Source organism: Proteocatella sp. QWL-06, from assembly GCF_058684135.1.
In genome coordinates, this window is the sequence record NZ_CM178755.1 from 682,059 (window position 1) to 697,326 (window position 15,268).

At 42.9% G+C, this 15,268-nt stretch carries 14 protein-coding genes; 13 read left to right on the plus strand and 1 reads right to left on the minus strand.

Annotated elements, in window-relative coordinates; translation table 11 throughout:
- Positions 1-33: 33 nt before the first annotated feature.
- The 3 genes from rsgA to AC4PGZ_RS03300 are packed head-to-tail and all read left to right on the plus strand — an operon-like array spanning position 34 to position 2,259.
- Positions 34-921, plus strand: coding sequence for a ribosome small subunit-dependent GTPase A (gene rsgA / locus AC4PGZ_RS03290; protein WP_492159620.1), 888 nt, complete (start codon positions 34-36; stop codon positions 919-921).
- 1 nt (position 922) lies between these two features.
- Positions 923-1,591, plus strand: a complete 669-nt coding sequence (gene rpe / locus AC4PGZ_RS03295; RefSeq protein WP_492159621.1) for a ribulose-phosphate 3-epimerase — start codon at positions 923-925, stop codon at positions 1,589-1,591.
- A complete protein-coding gene (locus AC4PGZ_RS03300) occupies positions 1,591-2,259 on the plus strand; it encodes a thiamine diphosphokinase (protein ID WP_492159622.1) in 669 nt (222 codons plus the stop codon). Before rpe ends, AC4PGZ_RS03300 begins: the two co-directional genes overlap by 1 nt.
- 37 nt (positions 2,260-2,296) lie before the next feature.
- Here the strand turns inward: AC4PGZ_RS03300 and rpmB are convergent, their stop codons facing one another.
- Positions 2,297-2,485: a 50S ribosomal protein L28 gene (gene rpmB, locus AC4PGZ_RS03305; protein ID WP_492159623.1), complete on the minus strand. Its 189-nt coding sequence runs from the start codon at positions 2,483-2,485 to the stop codon at positions 2,297-2,299.
- 244 nt (positions 2,486-2,729) lie between these two features.
- Between rpmB and AC4PGZ_RS03310 the strand changes: the two genes are divergently transcribed.
- The 10 genes from AC4PGZ_RS03310 to rimO all read left to right on the plus strand — a co-directional run bounded on the left by AC4PGZ_RS03310 (position 2,730) and on the right by rimO (position 15,268).
- Positions 2,730-3,080: an Asp23/Gls24 family envelope stress response protein gene (locus AC4PGZ_RS03310; protein ID WP_492159624.1), complete on the plus strand. Its 351-nt coding sequence runs from the start codon at positions 2,730-2,732 to the stop codon at positions 3,078-3,080.
- 12 nt (positions 3,081-3,092) lie between these two features.
- A complete protein-coding gene (locus AC4PGZ_RS03315; protein WP_492159625.1) occupies positions 3,093-4,694 on the plus strand; it encodes a DAK2 domain-containing protein in 1,602 nt (533 codons plus the stop codon).
- Positions 4,695-4,859: 165 nt separating this feature from the next.
- Positions 4,860-5,288, plus strand: a complete 429-nt coding sequence (gene rpsL / locus AC4PGZ_RS03320; protein ID WP_492159626.1) for a 30S ribosomal protein S12 — start codon at positions 4,860-4,862, stop codon at positions 5,286-5,288.
- Positions 5,289-5,400: 112 nt separating this feature from the next.
- Positions 5,401-5,871: a 30S ribosomal protein S7 gene (gene rpsG, locus AC4PGZ_RS03325; protein ID WP_492159627.1), complete on the plus strand. Its 471-nt coding sequence runs from the start codon at positions 5,401-5,403 to the stop codon at positions 5,869-5,871.
- A 57-nt stretch (positions 5,872-5,928) separates the two neighbouring features.
- Positions 5,929-8,004, plus strand: coding sequence for an elongation factor G (fusA, locus tag AC4PGZ_RS03330; RefSeq protein WP_492159628.1), 2,076 nt, complete (start codon positions 5,929-5,931; stop codon positions 8,002-8,004).
- Between the two features lie 30 nt (positions 8,005-8,034).
- The gene (gene tuf / locus AC4PGZ_RS03335) at positions 8,035-9,231 is read left to right on the plus strand and encodes an elongation factor Tu (RefSeq protein WP_492159629.1); all 1,197 of its coding nucleotides are present in this window, start codon (positions 8,035-8,037) and stop codon (positions 9,229-9,231) included.
- Positions 9,232-9,322: 91 nt separating this feature from the next.
- Positions 9,323-10,015 (plus strand): HesA/MoeB/ThiF family protein, encoded by a 693-nt coding sequence (locus AC4PGZ_RS03340; protein ID WP_492159630.1) that lies wholly within the window; start codon positions 9,323-9,325, stop codon positions 10,013-10,015.
- Between the two features lie 113 nt (positions 10,016-10,128).
- Positions 10,129-12,858: a DNA translocase FtsK gene (locus AC4PGZ_RS03345; protein ID WP_492159631.1), complete on the plus strand. Its 2,730-nt coding sequence runs from the start codon at positions 10,129-10,131 to the stop codon at positions 12,856-12,858.
- A gap of 12 nt (positions 12,859-12,870) precedes the next feature.
- Positions 12,871-13,935 (plus strand): tRNA 2-selenouridine(34) synthase MnmH, encoded by a 1,065-nt coding sequence (gene mnmH, locus AC4PGZ_RS03350; protein ID WP_492159632.1) that lies wholly within the window; start codon positions 12,871-12,873, stop codon positions 13,933-13,935.
- 10 nt (positions 13,936-13,945) lie between these two features.
- Positions 13,946-15,268, plus strand: a complete 1,323-nt coding sequence (rimO, locus tag AC4PGZ_RS03355; RefSeq protein WP_492159633.1) for a 30S ribosomal protein S12 methylthiotransferase RimO — start codon at positions 13,946-13,948, stop codon at positions 15,266-15,268.

The window sequence follows — 15,268 nt, forward strand, 5'->3', positions numbered from 1 at the left end:
TAAGAACAAAATCAGAAACATGAGGGGAGAATTATGACAGGCACTATAGTAAAAGCGATCTCATCATTTTATTATGTCGAAGCAGAAAATAAGATATATGAAACAAAGGTGCGTGGAAATCTCAGATATAACAATATAGAGCTCGTTACGGGAGACAGGGTGGACATAGAGGTACTTGATGAAGAAAACAGAAAAGGTGTGATATTCAAAAGTCATAAGAGAAACAACCTTATGAAGCGGCCACCTGTCGCAAACATAACTCAGGCCATACTGGTGTTTTCAGTAAAATCTCCGGACCCCAATCTGTCGCTCATAGACAGGTTCCTGATTACTGCAATGAAAGAGCACGTCGAAATAATCATATGCTTCAATAAGATAGACCTTGATGACGAAAAGCTTATCGAAAGCCTTAAGGCAAACTACAGTGCAGCAGGATACCCGATAGTACCAGTATCAGCTGAAACCGGATATAACGTAGAGACACTCAGAGCTTATCTCAGGGACAATACTACAATCGTGGCCGGACCTTCAGGAGCAGGAAAAAGCACACTGATAAACCAGCTTGTAAAAGATGCGAAGCTCAAGACTGGAGAGGTAAGCGAAAAAATTGGAAGAGGAAGGCATACCACAAGGTATACGGAGCTTATAAAGCTGGACGAAAACTCATTCATTGCAGACTCACCGGGGTTCAGCTCCATAGATATCTCAGATATCGAAGAAAGAGATCTGAAAGAGTATTTTCCTGAGTTTTATGAATATGATGAGCAGTGCAGATTCGGTTCAAAATGCATACATGAAAAAGAGCCGGACTGCAGGGTAAAAGAAGCAGTAGAGCAGGGACTGATAGCTGAAAGAAGATATGAGAGCTATCTCCAGCTTTTAAACGAAATAAGAGAACGCGGCAGCAGAAGGAGAAATTAAAATGGTAAAAATAGCACCATCGATATTATCAGCAGATTTTTCAAGACTTGGAGAAGAAGTAGCAAAGGTAGAATCAGCAGGATGCGAATACCTTCATATAGACGTCATGGATGGCTCATTCGTGCCAAATATATCATTCGGACCAGTTGTGATGAAGAGCATCAGAAAACAGTCAAAGATGGTATTTGACTGCCACCTGATGATAGACGAGCCGGCAAGGTATGTAAAGGACTTCGCAGATGCGGGCGCAGACATAATAACGCTTCACTACGAAGCTACAAACCATCTTCACAGAGCCGTGATGGCAGTAAAGGAATGTGGCTGTAAGGTAGGAGTGTCTCTCAACCCGGCTACCCCTGTAAGCGTGCTTGAATATATACTGGAAGATCTGGACATGGTACTGATCATGAGCGTAAATCCGGGATTCGGGGGACAGTCCTTCATACAGTCATCGCTCAGGAAGATAAGAGACCTCAAATCGATGATAATAGAAAGAAACCTGGATATTGAAATACAGGTAGATGGAGGCGTAAGCCCGACTACTATAGGAGATATCGTAGAGGCCGGAGCCGACGTTCTGGTTGCAGGATCAGCCATATTTGGCAAGCCGGACATAAGAGCCGCAGTAGCAGAGCTCAGGGAAAATGCAGACAAAGAGCTGATAGTGTAATGAAGGCGGCAATAATTTCTAACGGAAGCATCACAGAAACAGAGATTCTGAGAGAATCGCTTGATGAATATGAAATGACAGTATGTGCAGACGGAGCCGCAAACAGGCTTCGCTCTGCAGGCATAATGCCCGATTATGTACTGGGGGATCTGGATTCGATAGATGCTGAAACAAAGCTTTATTTTGAATCACGCGGAGTAAGCTTCATGAGATTCAGTCCGGAAAAAGACTTCAGTGACACGCATCTGTGCGTAGAATTTCTGATTGAAAAAGGATTTGATGAGATAGACCTTTATGGTGCGCTTGGTGGAAGGTGGGACCACAGCCTTGCAAACTTCGGGCTCATGTATCATGCCTATGAGAAGGGGATAAAGCTGAGGCTGTTAGACAGCCATGACAGAGCTTTCATATGCGCAGCAGGAAAATATGTATCAGAAAAAAGAGAAAATCAGCACTTTTCGATATTTGCAGTATTTGAAGATGCGACAGTGACACTGAGCGGCGTAAAATACCCTCTGAACGAGTACGATCTCAGGAGAGGCGAGAGCATAGGACTGTCCAATGAATACATCACGGACTGCCATGTAGAAATAAAAAAAGGCTCTGCAATCGTAATTGAGAGCCGTACGGACAGAAAACCCCGGGTGGTTGAAAGCTGTAAAAAATAATAAAAGCCTGGGGATTCATCCTCAAGCTTTTTTATTATTATGCTCTTGCAACTTTTCCAGAACGTAGACATCTTGTACAAACCTTAAGCTTCTTTGGCGTACTGTCAACAATAGCTCTAACTACTCTAAGGTTAGGAGTCCAAGTTCTTTTGTTATGACGATTTGAATGGCTGACATTATTTCCAGAAATTTTACCTTTTCCGCATACATCACAAACCTTTGCCATGCAAAACACCTCCTTCAAATCAATAATCGTGAATTTAACAAATATTATATTACCATAGCTTTGGATTAATTGCAACATAAAGTTATCACAATAAAAATAATAATTAATACATATAACAGCTATCCAGCCTGTAACAAAATATTTGTCATGAGACCATTATAACACTAAACCGCTTGAATAAATACAAAAATTATTATACAATAAAGAAATAGTCAATTTACTAATAAGAGAACAGGAGGCAAAAATGCTAAATATAGTAAATGAATATGGAACGATATCTATGGGAAAAGAAGTGGTTTCAAAAATAGCAAGTCAGGCAGCCTTGGAATGCTATGGCCTTGTAGGAATGGCCTCTAAAAATAAATACGGAATAGTTGAACTCTTATCCAGATCAAATGGCAGCAGAGGAATAGAAGTAAACATAGAAAACGGTGTAATAGAAATTGAGATATCCGTGATAGTTCAGTACGGAACAAAAGTCTCAGTAGTAGCAGACAACATCATTGAAAGAGTAAAATATTATGTAGAAAATCAGACAGGACTCAAGGTATCGAAAATTGGAATTAACGTACAGGGAGTAAGAGTCCAGAAATAGCAGGAGGATACAATGGATAAGATTGACGGGAAGTTATTAAGAGAAATGATAATTTCTGGAGCAAATAAACTCACGAATGACAAGGCTCTTATAGACAGGTTAAACGTATTTCCAGTGCCAGACGGCGATACAGGTACAAATATGTCACTTACGATAGCTTCGGCTATATCGGAGCTCTCAAAGCTCAAAGAGGACGATATAACTCTCATAGGAAAAGCAATAGCCAAAGGTTCCCTTATGGGAGCAAGAGGAAACTCGGGAGTGATACTTTCTCAGATACTGAGAGGATTTGCAAAAGGAATAGAAGGCAGGGATGTACTGACGGTAAAGGATGTGGCTCAGGCACTCAAGGACTCATCAGATGTAGCCTACAAGGCGGTAATGAAGCCGGTTGAAGGAACAATCCTCACAGTCATAAGAGAGACAGCCGCATATGCAATGTCTATAAGAAAAGAAGATATATCCATGGAGGATTTTCTGAACAGAATCCTCGAAGAAGCCAGGGGCTCCCTGAGCAGGACTCCAGAGCTTCTAAAGGCTCTCAAGGAAGCCAATGTAGTGGACTCAGGCGGAAAAGGGCTTGTTTCCTTCATGGAAGGTATGCTGATGGGATATTACGGTCAGATGGTTGAGGCAAAGCAGGCAGACAGCATCGACTACGAAGAATTTATGGAAAGCGACAGCCATATATTCGAAGGAGAAATCGAATTTGGTTACTGCACCGAGTTTATGGTAATAAATGCAGATATAGAGCCTCAGGAACTCAGATCCAAGATAGAGAGAATGGGAGACTCAATGGTAGTCGTAGGTGATGAGGGAATAATCAAGATCCACATCCATACCAACGACCCTGGAAAAGTGCTTGAGATAGCAGGAAAGCACGGTCAGCTCGACAGGATGAAGATAGAGAACATGAGACTTCAGCAGCAGAGTCTTATGGCAGATAAAAAAGAAGAGCCAAAGCCATATGGAATAATATCAGTATCCATGGGAAGCGGCATAGCTCATATAATGAAAGATTTTGGAGTAGATACAGTAATAGAAGGCGGGCAGACCATGAATCCGAGCACGCAGGATTTCATAAAAGCCATCAACAATGTAAATGCTGAGAAGATAATAATACTTCCGAACAATTCAAATATAATACTTGCTGCAAACCAGGCAAAGGAACTCAGCGAGAAGAATGTAGAGGTAATACCTACAAAAACAGTGCCTCAGGCAATATCCGCACTGATGGTGTTCGAGCCCTCAGAAGACTTTGAAACAAACACGGAAAACATGATGGAAGCCATGAATACCGTAAAATCCGGACAGGTGACATATGCAGTCAGAGATACAAGCTCAGACGGCATATATATCTCAGAAGGAGATATAATAGGAATCTCAGAAGGAAAAATCATGACCTGCACAAAGAGCGTAGAAGAAGCAGTAGTAAAGCTTCTTGAAGGCATAGTTGACATGGACGACATAATAACCCTCTATTATGGAGAGGACGTCACCAGGGAGGAGGCAGAGAGCCTCAAAGAAAAGCTTGAAGAAATTTATGATGACATGGACGTAGAGCTTCACAGGGGTGGACAGCCACTTTATTACTACATTCTGTCAGTTGAATAAATTTATATCTGCACACAAAAAAAAGTAGACAAAACCATACAAAAGTGATAGAATCTATTAGTGTGCAAAAAAACACACGTTGATAATCGACTAATTATAGCCGAATCAATACAATTGCAGTTGGCGGTGCAAAAAAAAACAATTTATAAAGAAGGAGGTGCCATAATGCCAACAATTAATCAGTTAGTAAGAAAAGGCAGAAAAGAAATAGCTGCGAAATCAACAGCTCCAGCTCTTCAAAAAGGGTTTAACGCTCTTAAAAAGAAAAGTACTGATGCAAGTTCTCCACAAAAAAGAGGAGTTTGTACTTCAGTAAAGACGGTTACACCTAAGAAGCCAAACTCAGCCCTTAGAAAAATCGCTAGGGTAAGACTTACAAATGGAATAGAGGTTTCAGCTTACATTCCAGGAGAAGGTCACAATCTTCAGGAGCACAGTGTTGTTCTTATCAGAGGAGGAAGAATCAAAGACCTTCCGGGAGTAAGATACCACATTGTCAGAGGATCACTTGATACATCAGGTGTTGACAAGAGAAGACAAGCAAGATCGAAATACGGTGCAAAAGTGCCAAAAGCTGCTGCTGCTAAGAAATAAGTCGTATTGTTACGGTGCGTTTAATATATAGAATTTTATATAGGCGCCCCGGCAAAGCAGATTTTGTCGAGTACCGATGATTTAACCATTAATCATTAAGGAGGGAAGCAAAGTGCCAAGAAAAGGTAATGTTCCAAAGAGAGAAGTGCTTGCAGATCCAATATACGGAAGCAAGTTCGTTACAAAGCTTATCAACAAGATAATGCTTGACGGAAAGAAAGGAACAGCTCAGTCAATAGTATACGGAGCGTTCGAAGAAATAAAAGAGAAAACAAACGAAGATCCACTTGAAATATTCGAGAAGGCAATGAACAACATCATGCCAGTACTTGAAGTAAAAGCAAGAAGAGTAGGTGGAGCAAACTATCAGGTACCAGTAGAGGTTAGACCTGAGAGAAGAGAAACACTGGGTCTTAGATGGTTAGTAAGATACACAAGACTTAGAAATGAAAAAGGTATGCAGACTAAATTAGCCAGAGAAATAATGGATGCGGCTAACGGAACAGGAGCATCATTCAAGAAGAAAGAAGATACTCACAAAATGGCAGAAGCTAACAAGGCGTTTGCACATTACCGTTATTAATTATTTCAAGCTGATTCAGAAACATACTGAATTAAGTGCCAGAAAGGAGTCAAATCAGTGGCAAGACAATTTCCATTGGCGAAAACAAGAAATATAGGAATCATGGCCCACATAGACGCGGGTAAGACTACTACTACAGAGAGAATCCTGTTTTATACAGGAAAGACTCACAAGCTAGGAGAAACTCACGAAGGTGCATCACAGATGGACTGGATGGAGCAGGAAAAAGAAAGAGGAATCACGATTACATCTGCGGCTACTACTGCTGAGTGGAAAGGCCACAGAATAAACGTAATAGATACCCCTGGACACGTTGACTTTACAGTAGAAGTTGAGAGATCTCTTAGAGTTCTTGACGGAGCGGTAGCAGTTTTCTGTGCAAAAGGCGGAGTTGAGCCTCAGTCAGAGAACGTTTGGAGACAGGCTGACAACTACAGCGTACCAAGAATAGCATTCGTAAACAAGATGGACATAATCGGTGCAAACTTCCTGAGAGTTGTTCAGATGATGAAAGACAGACTTGGAGCAAACGCAGTTGCAGTGCAGCTTCCAATAGGAGCAGAAGATGATTTCGAAGGAATAATCGACCTGTTCACTATGAAGGCATACTACAACATAGACGATCTTGGAAGAGAGCAGGAAGAAAGAGAAATCCCTGCAAACATGGTAGCTCAGGCTGAAGAGTACAGAGAGATCATGGTTGAGAAGATAGCTGAGCTTGATGAGGACCTTACAATGAAGTTCCTTGAAGGCGAAGAGATATCAATCGAAGAACTTAAGGCTGCCCTCAGAAAAGGAGTTATCGAAGTTAAGATAAATCCTGTATTCTGTGGTACTGCATACAGAAACAAAGGAGTACCTCTTCTTCTTAACGGAGTTGTAGAGTACATGCCATCTCCACTTGATGTTCCTGCAATAACAGGAGTTCTTCTTGACGGAGAGACTGAAGACGAAAGACATTCATCAGATGAAGAGCCATTCTCAGCGCTTGCGTTCAAGATAATGGCAGACCCATTCGTTGGAAAGCTTGCGTTCTTCAGGGTTTACTCAGGAATACTGAGATCAGGTTCTTATGTTCTTAACTCAACAAAGAACAAAAAAGAAAGAATAGGACGTATACTTCAGATGCACGCCAACACAAGAGCAGAAATCACAGAAGTATATGCAGGAGATATAGCAGCTGCAGTAGGTCTTAAGGATACTACTACAGGAGATACGCTTTGCGATCAGGATCATCCGATCATACTTGAATCAATGGAGTTCCCGGAGCCAGTTATCTCTGTTGCGATAGAGCCAAAGACAAAAGCTGCTCAGGAGAAGATGGGAACAGCACTTCAGAAGCTTTCTGAAGAAGACCCTACATTCAGAGTTAGAACTGACGAAGAGACAGGACAGACAATAATCTCAGGAATGGGTGAGCTTCACCTTGAGGTAATCGTTGACCGTCTTCTTAGAGAGTTCAAGGTAGAAGCTAACGTTGGAGCACCTCAGGTTGCTTACAGAGAGACTATCAAGAACGCTGTTGACATTGAGCACAAGTATGCCAAGCAGTCAGGTGGTAGAGGACAGTACGGTCACGTTAAGATCAGAATGTTCCCTCAGGAGCCAGGAGCTGGTTACGAGTTTGTTAATGCTACAGTTGGTGGATCAGTTCCTAGAGAGTATATCGGACCAGTTGACCAGGGAATCCAGGGCGCTATGGAAGCCGGAATACTTGCAGGATACCCAGTTGTTGACGTAAAAGTAGAGCTTTATGATGGATCATACCATGAAGTCGACTCTTCAGAGATGGCCTTCAAAGTTGCTGCTTCTATGGCATTCAAGGACGGTATGAGAAAAGCAAATCCGATAATACTTGAGCCAATGTTCAAGGTAGAAGTTGTAACTCCAGAGGAATACATGGGAGACGTTATGGGTGACATAAACTCTCGTCGTGGAAGAATCGAAGGAATGGAAGCAAGAATAGGTGGAGCACAGGCTATAAACGCAATGGTACCACTGTCTCAAATGTTCGGATATTCTACAGACCTTAGATCTGCAACTCAGGGAAGAGCGACTTACACAATGATATTTGACCATTACGAAGAAGTTCCAGCATCAATCGCTAAGAAGATAATGGAAGAAGGAAAATAAATATAATCATATTTCAGGAGGAATAAAACAATGGCTAAGGCTAAATTCGAAAGAAATAAACCACACGTTAACATTGGAACAATCGGACACGTTGACCACGGTAAAACTACACTTACAGCAGCTATTACAAAGACACTTCACACAAGATACGGATTTGGAGCAGCAGTAGACTTTGACAAAATAGACAAGGCACCAGAAGAAAGAGAAAGAGGAATCACAATATCAACATCACACGTTGAGTACGAGACTCCAAACAGACACTACGCACACGTTGACTGCCCAGGCCATGCTGACTACGTAAAGAACATGATCACAGGAGCAGCACAGATGGACGGAGCAATCCTTGTTTGTTCAGCAGCAGACGGTCCAATGCCACAGACAAGAGAGCATATACTTCTATCAAGACAGGTTGGAGTACCATATATCGTAGTATTCCTTAACAAATGCGACATGGTAGACGACGAAGAGCTACTTGAGCTTGTAGAAATGGAAGTAAGAGAGCTTCTTAGCGAGTATGAGTTCCCAGGTGATGACACTCCAATCATAAGAGGATCAGCACTTAAGGCGCTTGAAGATCCAAACAGCGAGTGGGGCGATAGAATAATCGAGCTTTTCGAGCAAATCGACACATACATTCCAGAGCCAGAAAGAGCAGTAGACAAGCCATTCCTTATGCCAGTAGAGGACGTATTCTCAATCTCAGGTAGAGGAACAGTTGCAACAGGAAGAGTAGAAAGAGGAATCCTTAAAGTATCTGACGAAGTAGAAGTAGTTGGACTTACAGAAGTTCCAAGAAAAGTAGTAGTAACAGGAGTAGAGATGTTCAGAAAGCTTCTTGATCAGGCTCAGGCAGGAGACAACATAGGAGCGCTTCTTAGAGGAGTAGCAAGAGACGAGATCGAAAGAGGACAGGTTATGGCGAAGCCAGGATCAATCAAGCCTCATACAAAATTCGAAGCTCAGGTATACGTTCTTAAGAAGGAAGAGGGTGGAAGACATACTCCATTCTTCAAAGGATACAGACCACAGTTCTACTTCAGAACAACAGACGTTACAGGTGACATCACGCTTCCAGAAGGAGTAGAGATGGTAATGCCAGGAGACGACGTAAACATGATAGTTGAGCTTATCACTCCAATCGCAATCGAAGAAGGACTAAGATTCGCGATAAGAGAAGGTGGAAGAACAGTAGGATCAGGAGTAGTTGTTGCAATACTTGCTGACTAATTTCAGAACCTTGAACAAACAATAAATACAGACTGTATGTCCGGCTTTGGCCGGATATACAGTCTTTTTACATAGAATGCAGGGGGTAAGAATGGACAGATATTCAAGAAACATGGAAATGCTTACTTTGGAAGAAAATATATCACTGAGATCAAAAAAAATAGCAGTGATAGGATGCGGCGGCCTTGGAGGGTACATAATTGAGATGCTGGCAAGGCTTGGAGTAGGAACTCTGGCCGTTGCAGATGGAGATGTGTTCGAAGAGAGCAACCTCAACAGGCAGCTCATCTCAGATACAGGCGTGATAGGAAAAAACAAGGCGCTTCAGGCAAAAATAAGGATAAGCACCGTAAATCCAGACACAGATGTGATAGCGTACGATAGAAATCTCACATCTGAAAATGCCCGGGAGATATTGTCAGGATGCGACATAGCAATGGATGCACTAGATGGAGTCGAATCAAGGCTTGTTCTTCAGCAGGCCTGCGAGGATATGGAGATTCCGATGGTACACGGCGCTATATCAGGATGGTACGGTCAGGTCAGCACTATATTTCCAGGAGAAAGGACGCTCTCAATTATTTATTCAGGATTTGAAGACAGGAAGACGGACAACAGGCTTGGAAATCCATCCTTTACTCCGGCACTGACAGCATCACTTCAGGTAAGCGAGGCTCTGAAGATAATGATATCAAGAGGCAGCCTTCTGCGAGGCAGGATAATGTTCATAAACACATATGACAATTCAGTCGATATAGCAGAACTGAGTAAGCGACAGATATAAGCTCAGACAGTTCATGATTACCGCCAGAGGCTCACTCTGGCTATTTTTATGGAAAAAAGGCAGGGTATATGATATAATATATAAGTTAGAATAACGGAAACGGGGGAATTAAATTGCCAAACATAAAGAAAACGGCTAAAACGGTAAAAACGGCTAAAACGGTAAAAACGGCCAAAAAGCCTATTGCATCAGCTGGTGCGGCCAAAAAACCATCAACAGTGAAAAAAAGACCGGCAGCTTCATCAAAAAAGCCTGCAGTCAAAAATAGATCAGTTTCAAAGAAAATATCTCCTGCAGAAGACTCAAGGAGACAGAATATAATAGCTCTGTGCATGGTGGTCGCAGGGATGATAATAACGCTTTCTATAACCACAGATGCCATGGGATTTCTGGGCAGAGGGATTAAAGCGATAATGCTGGGTCAGTTTTCAAAACTCTCTGTGCTGCTCTCGCTCTTCCTTCTCATAACAGGCGCAGTAAGGCTCGTGTACAGCTCGAGGTTCAGCCTTCACTCATTGCCGCCGGCTATGATAATACTGGTTTCAGTCGCTACCATGATATTTTACGGTGCAGTGAACATAGATATCATACTTGGAGGAAAGCTCGGCTTTGAAACCATAAAGCTCGTATTCGTAAACTCTGCAGCCGGAAGCGGCATAGGCATATGGCCATATCTGATGGCATTCTATCTGGAAAAGCTTATGGGCAAGAGCGGCATGCTGATACTTTCCATGGCTATGTACATGTTCGTGGGAATATACTATCTCAAATGGTCCCCATCAAAGATAGGCGACGCAAGCATAACTGCGCTCAAAAAGAGCAGAACTGCAGCAAAGACTATAAAGGAAAAAGCTGTAGAATATGTAACCGAAGAAGAAGCTTCGGAAGAAGATACGACACAAATAAAGAAACTTGAAAAAAAAGAAAGACCTATAAGAAGTGCAATAAAGAAAAATTATCTTAAAGAGCCGGAGCCGCTTCAAAAATCAGGCGTGGCATCAAACGGAAGCGGAAGATATGATTTTCTTGAGAAATTCTACGTAGACTCAGAGAAAAAAGAGCTGCCGAGATATGAACCGGAAATCCCGGCGCAGAATCAGAAGCTGAATCTGGAAACCGAGCCGGAGCTGCATGAAGCTGTTGCATCGTCGCCGGATCTTGGAGACACTATAAAGTACTCTCCTTTTCTCATGAACAATTTCACTGAACCAGCCGGGGCGGCGACAACAGCTCCTGCCATCGAACCGGCTACAGCCGAAGATGCAGTCACAGAAAAAGCTGTAGAAAAAATTGAAGAAGAAGCTGCAGATGTTTTGCCGGCAGTTGATATAGTGGATGAGCGAGAGACCTTCATGAAGAGCCAGATGGAAAAGGAACATCCTGAAGATCTAGAACTGGAAGAAAATGACATCGAGGGTGATGAAACGGCAAAGAAATACATCCTGCCGTCTACACTGCTTCTCAAGGATTACAAGGTGAAGCAGAAGGATCCTGCAAAACAGCAGCGTAACTCCAAAAAGCTGGAGGAGACGCTCATGCTCTTCGGAATTGAAGCAAAGGTGGTAAATGTATCAGTCGGGCCAACGATAACAAGATATGAGCTTCAGCCAAAAGCCGGGGTAAAGGTATCAAAGATACTCAATCTCTCAGATGACCTTGCGCTTGCGCTTGCCGCTGTTGCTGCCATAAGGATAGAGGCGCCTATACCGGGGACCTCGCTGATTGGAATAGAGCTTCCAAACGCCGAGACAGACATGGTAAGCTTCAGGAGCGTGCTTGAGAGCAAGGCTTTCTTTGAAGCAAAATCAAAGCTATCCTTCGTTCTTGGAAAAGACGTATCCGGAAAGCCTATGATTTCAGACATATCAAGGATGCCCCATATGCTAGTTGCCGGGTCTACAGGCTCAGGAAAGAGCGTATGCATAAACGGGCTCATCTGCAGCATACTGTTCAAGGCGACTCCGGATGAGGTCAAATTCATAATGATAGACCCTAAGATGGTCGAGCTTTCAATATACAATGACATACCGCATCTGCTGATACCTGTTGTGACCGACATGAAAAAAGCGCCGTATGCGCTCAGCTGGGCGGTAAATGAGATGAACAGGAGATACAAGCTGTTTGCTGAAAACAGGGTAAGAGACATAAACGGATACAACGAGCTTGAAGAGACAGAGGAAAAAATGCCGAGGATAGTCATAATAGTCGATGAGCTCGCAGATCTTATGATGGTAAGCCCTAACGAGGTTGAGGATGCAATATGCAGGCTGGCTCAGATGGCAAGGGCATGCGGCATGCACCTGGTGCTTGCTACGCAGAGGCCTTCGGTTGACGTAATAACGGGGCTTATAAAATCGAACATACCTTCAAGGATAGCATTTGCCGTTTCGTCTCAGGTGGATTCAAGGACGATACTTGACGGAGTCGGAGCCGAAAAGCTCATAGGAAAAGGCGATATGCTTTATTCTCCGCAGGGACTTTCAAAGCCTCAGAGAATACAGGGAGCCTTCATATCGGACGGCGAAGTAAAGGACATCGTAGAATTCATATCGGCGCAGTTTCCTAAAAAAAGAAACTCAACGATAGACATAATAGAAGAGACCATGCAGCAGAAGGATGAGGAAAAGAAGGAAAAAGAGACAGACCCGATAATCGAAGAGGTCATAGAGTTCGCACAGAGCAACGGCCAGATATCGACATCGCTGGTTCAGAGGAAATTCAGGCTTGGATACAACCGGGCTTCAAGGATAATAGACGAAATGGAAGAAAGAGGCATATGCGGACCTATGGACGGAGCAAAGCCTCGAAAGGTATTTGCAAAACAGATTGAAATAACAGAGTAGGCAAGAAGGAGAATGATGGAATCAATAAGCATATCACAGGCATTGGAACTCAAAAGCAGAATATTCGTAGATGTGAGGAGCCCTCAGGAATTTGAGACGGACCATATATATGGAGCGGTAAACATACCCATACTGGACAATGAGGAAAGAGCCATAATTGGCACGCTGTACAAAAACAAGGGTAAGGAACACGCAGTAGAGACAGGGCTCGAATTTGTTGCGCCAAAGCTGAAGGAGATATTCACTCAGATAAAAGGCCTGAGCGAAGAGTACGAGGATGTAATAATATACTGCTTCAGAGGCGGCATGAGAAGCAGCTCGGTAGTGGACTTTGTGAACAGCTGCGGCCTGAGAACGATAAAGCTCGAAGGCGGCTACAAGAACTACAGGAACCACGTAATAACCACCCTTGAAAATCTCCGGGATGACTTTACATTTGCAGTTCTCCACGGCCATACGGGCATTGGAAAGACAGAGATGCTCAAGGAGCTTGAAAAAAGAGGCATGGCGATAATAGATCTTGAATACTACGCCCGAAACAGCGGATCTGTATTTGGAGGCATATACTACACAAGCGAGCCGGCGACTCAGAAATATTTCGAGACACAGATATTCGATTATATAAGAAGAGCCAGGCAGCAGGGTCATAAATACCTCTTCATGGAAAGCGAGAGCAAGAAGATAGGAAGATGTTTTCTTTCAAGCTCATTCTGGGATATGATGCAGAATGGATACCATATACTTGTCGAATCCTCAATAGAATCAAGAGTAGAAAGATGTGTAAAGGACTATACCGTGAAGTGCTGGGACAATGATGACCTGCTCAGATCGTCTATACTCAAGCTCAAGGACTCGCTCGGAAATGCGAACGTAACCGAGCTTCTTGAAAGAACAGATGTAAAAGATTATTACTATATAGCAAAATTCCTCATGGAAAACTATTATGACAGGCTCTACCTTCACTCTCAGGACAAATATGAATATGAGTTTACCGTAAACTCCGACGAATTCATGGATGCATGCAATCAGGTAGAAAACTGGTACAGGGAATTATTAAAGAAAGAAGAATTAGATTAAAAGGAGATATATGGAAAAGATATTTATATCAACGCTTGGATGCGCAAAAAACCTCGTAGACTCAGAAATGATGCTTGGTACGCTCGTAAAGAACGATTATTTACAGACAGGAAGCATAATGGATGCAGACATCGCAATAGTCAATACCTGCGGATTCATTGAAGCGGCAAAGGAAGAATCAATAAACGAGATACTCGAGCTTGCCCAGTATAAGGAAAGAGGAAACCTCAAATACCTCATAGTGACAGGATGCCTCGCACAGAGATATTCAGATGAGCTTCTGAGCGAAATTCCGGAGATAGACATAGTGCTGGGAACTACGAGCTTTGACATGATCCTTGAAAAGATAGAGGAGCTAAAGGGCGGAATAAGAAGCAGCCTGATAACAGACATAGACAAGCATATAGCCGAAGAAATCCCCAGATCGCTTCTTACAGACACCTTCAGCGCATACATCAAGATAGCGGAAGGCTGCGACAATCACTGCACATACTGCATAATCCCGAAGCTGAGAGGGAAGTACAGGAGCAGAAGGCAGGAGGACATCCTCAAGGAAGCACGTCAGCTTGCGAAAAACGGGGTAAAGGAGCTCATAGTTATAGCTCAGGATACAACCAAATACGGACTGGACATATATGGGAAAAAAGCGATAAGCGACCTGATGAGAGAGCTTAACGAGATAGAAGGCCTCAAATGGATAAGGATACTTTATTCATATCCGGAAGATGTGGATGCGGAGTTCGTAAAAGCAGTAAAGGAATGCGAAAAGGTGCTTCCTTATTTTGACATGCCAGTTCAGCATGCAAATGATGCAATACTAAAGCTTATGAATAGAAAAACCAGCAAGCAGCAGATAAAGGAAAACATAGACAGGATAAGAAAAGAGATACCAGAGGCGTCTATAAGGACGTCTATAATCGTAGGATTCCCTACAGAAACACAGGAGCAGTTCGATGAGCTTTGCGAATTCGTGAAGGAAGTCAAATTCGACAGGCTCGGAGTGTTCGCATACTCAAGAGAAGAAGATACTCCCGCTGCAATTCTCGAAGGCCAGATAGACGAAGATATCAAGCAGGAAAGAAAGAACCGCCTTATGGAAATCCAGCAAGGAATATCATACGAAAAGAACAAGACCTTCGTTGGAAGTACTCTGGAAGTAATGATAGACGAAAAGGTTGAGGACGGGCTCTATGAAGGACGTTCATACAGAGACATGATGGAGATCGACGGACTCGTGTTCGTAAAGACGCAGGAAGACCTTAAAAAGGGCCAGTTTGTAAATGTAAATATAACCGAAGCACTTGAATATGACCTTACAGGGGAGTTGATATAA

Coding starts and splice junctions, on each gene's coding strand:
- rpsL (WP_492159626.1), top strand. CDS start 4,860: ATGCCAACAATTAATCAGTTAGTAAGAAAAGGCAGAAAAGAAATAGCT.
- tuf (WP_492159629.1), top strand. CDS start 8,035: ATGGCTAAGGCTAAATTCGAAAGAAATAAACCACACGTTAACATTGGA.
- rimO (WP_492159633.1), top strand. CDS start 13,946: ATGGAAAAGATATTTATATCAACGCTTGGATGCGCAAAAAACCTCGTA.
- AC4PGZ_RS03310 (WP_492159624.1), top strand. CDS start 2,730: ATGCTAAATATAGTAAATGAATATGGAACGATATCTATGGGAAAAGAA.
- AC4PGZ_RS03315 (WP_492159625.1), top strand. CDS start 3,093: ATGGATAAGATTGACGGGAAGTTATTAAGAGAAATGATAATTTCTGGA.
- AC4PGZ_RS03300 (WP_492159622.1), top strand. CDS start 1,591: ATGAAGGCGGCAATAATTTCTAACGGAAGCATCACAGAAACAGAGATT.
- rsgA (WP_492159620.1), top strand. CDS start 34: ATGACAGGCACTATAGTAAAAGCGATCTCATCATTTTATTATGTCGAA.
- mnmH (WP_492159632.1), top strand. CDS start 12,871: ATGATGGAATCAATAAGCATATCACAGGCATTGGAACTCAAAAGCAGA.
- rpe (WP_492159621.1), top strand. CDS start 923: ATGGTAAAAATAGCACCATCGATATTATCAGCAGATTTTTCAAGACTT.
- AC4PGZ_RS03340 (WP_492159630.1), top strand. CDS start 9,323: ATGGACAGATATTCAAGAAACATGGAAATGCTTACTTTGGAAGAAAAT.
- rpmB (WP_492159623.1), bottom strand. CDS start 2,485: ATGGCAAAGGTTTGTGATGTATGCGGAAAAGGTAAAATTTCTGGAAAT.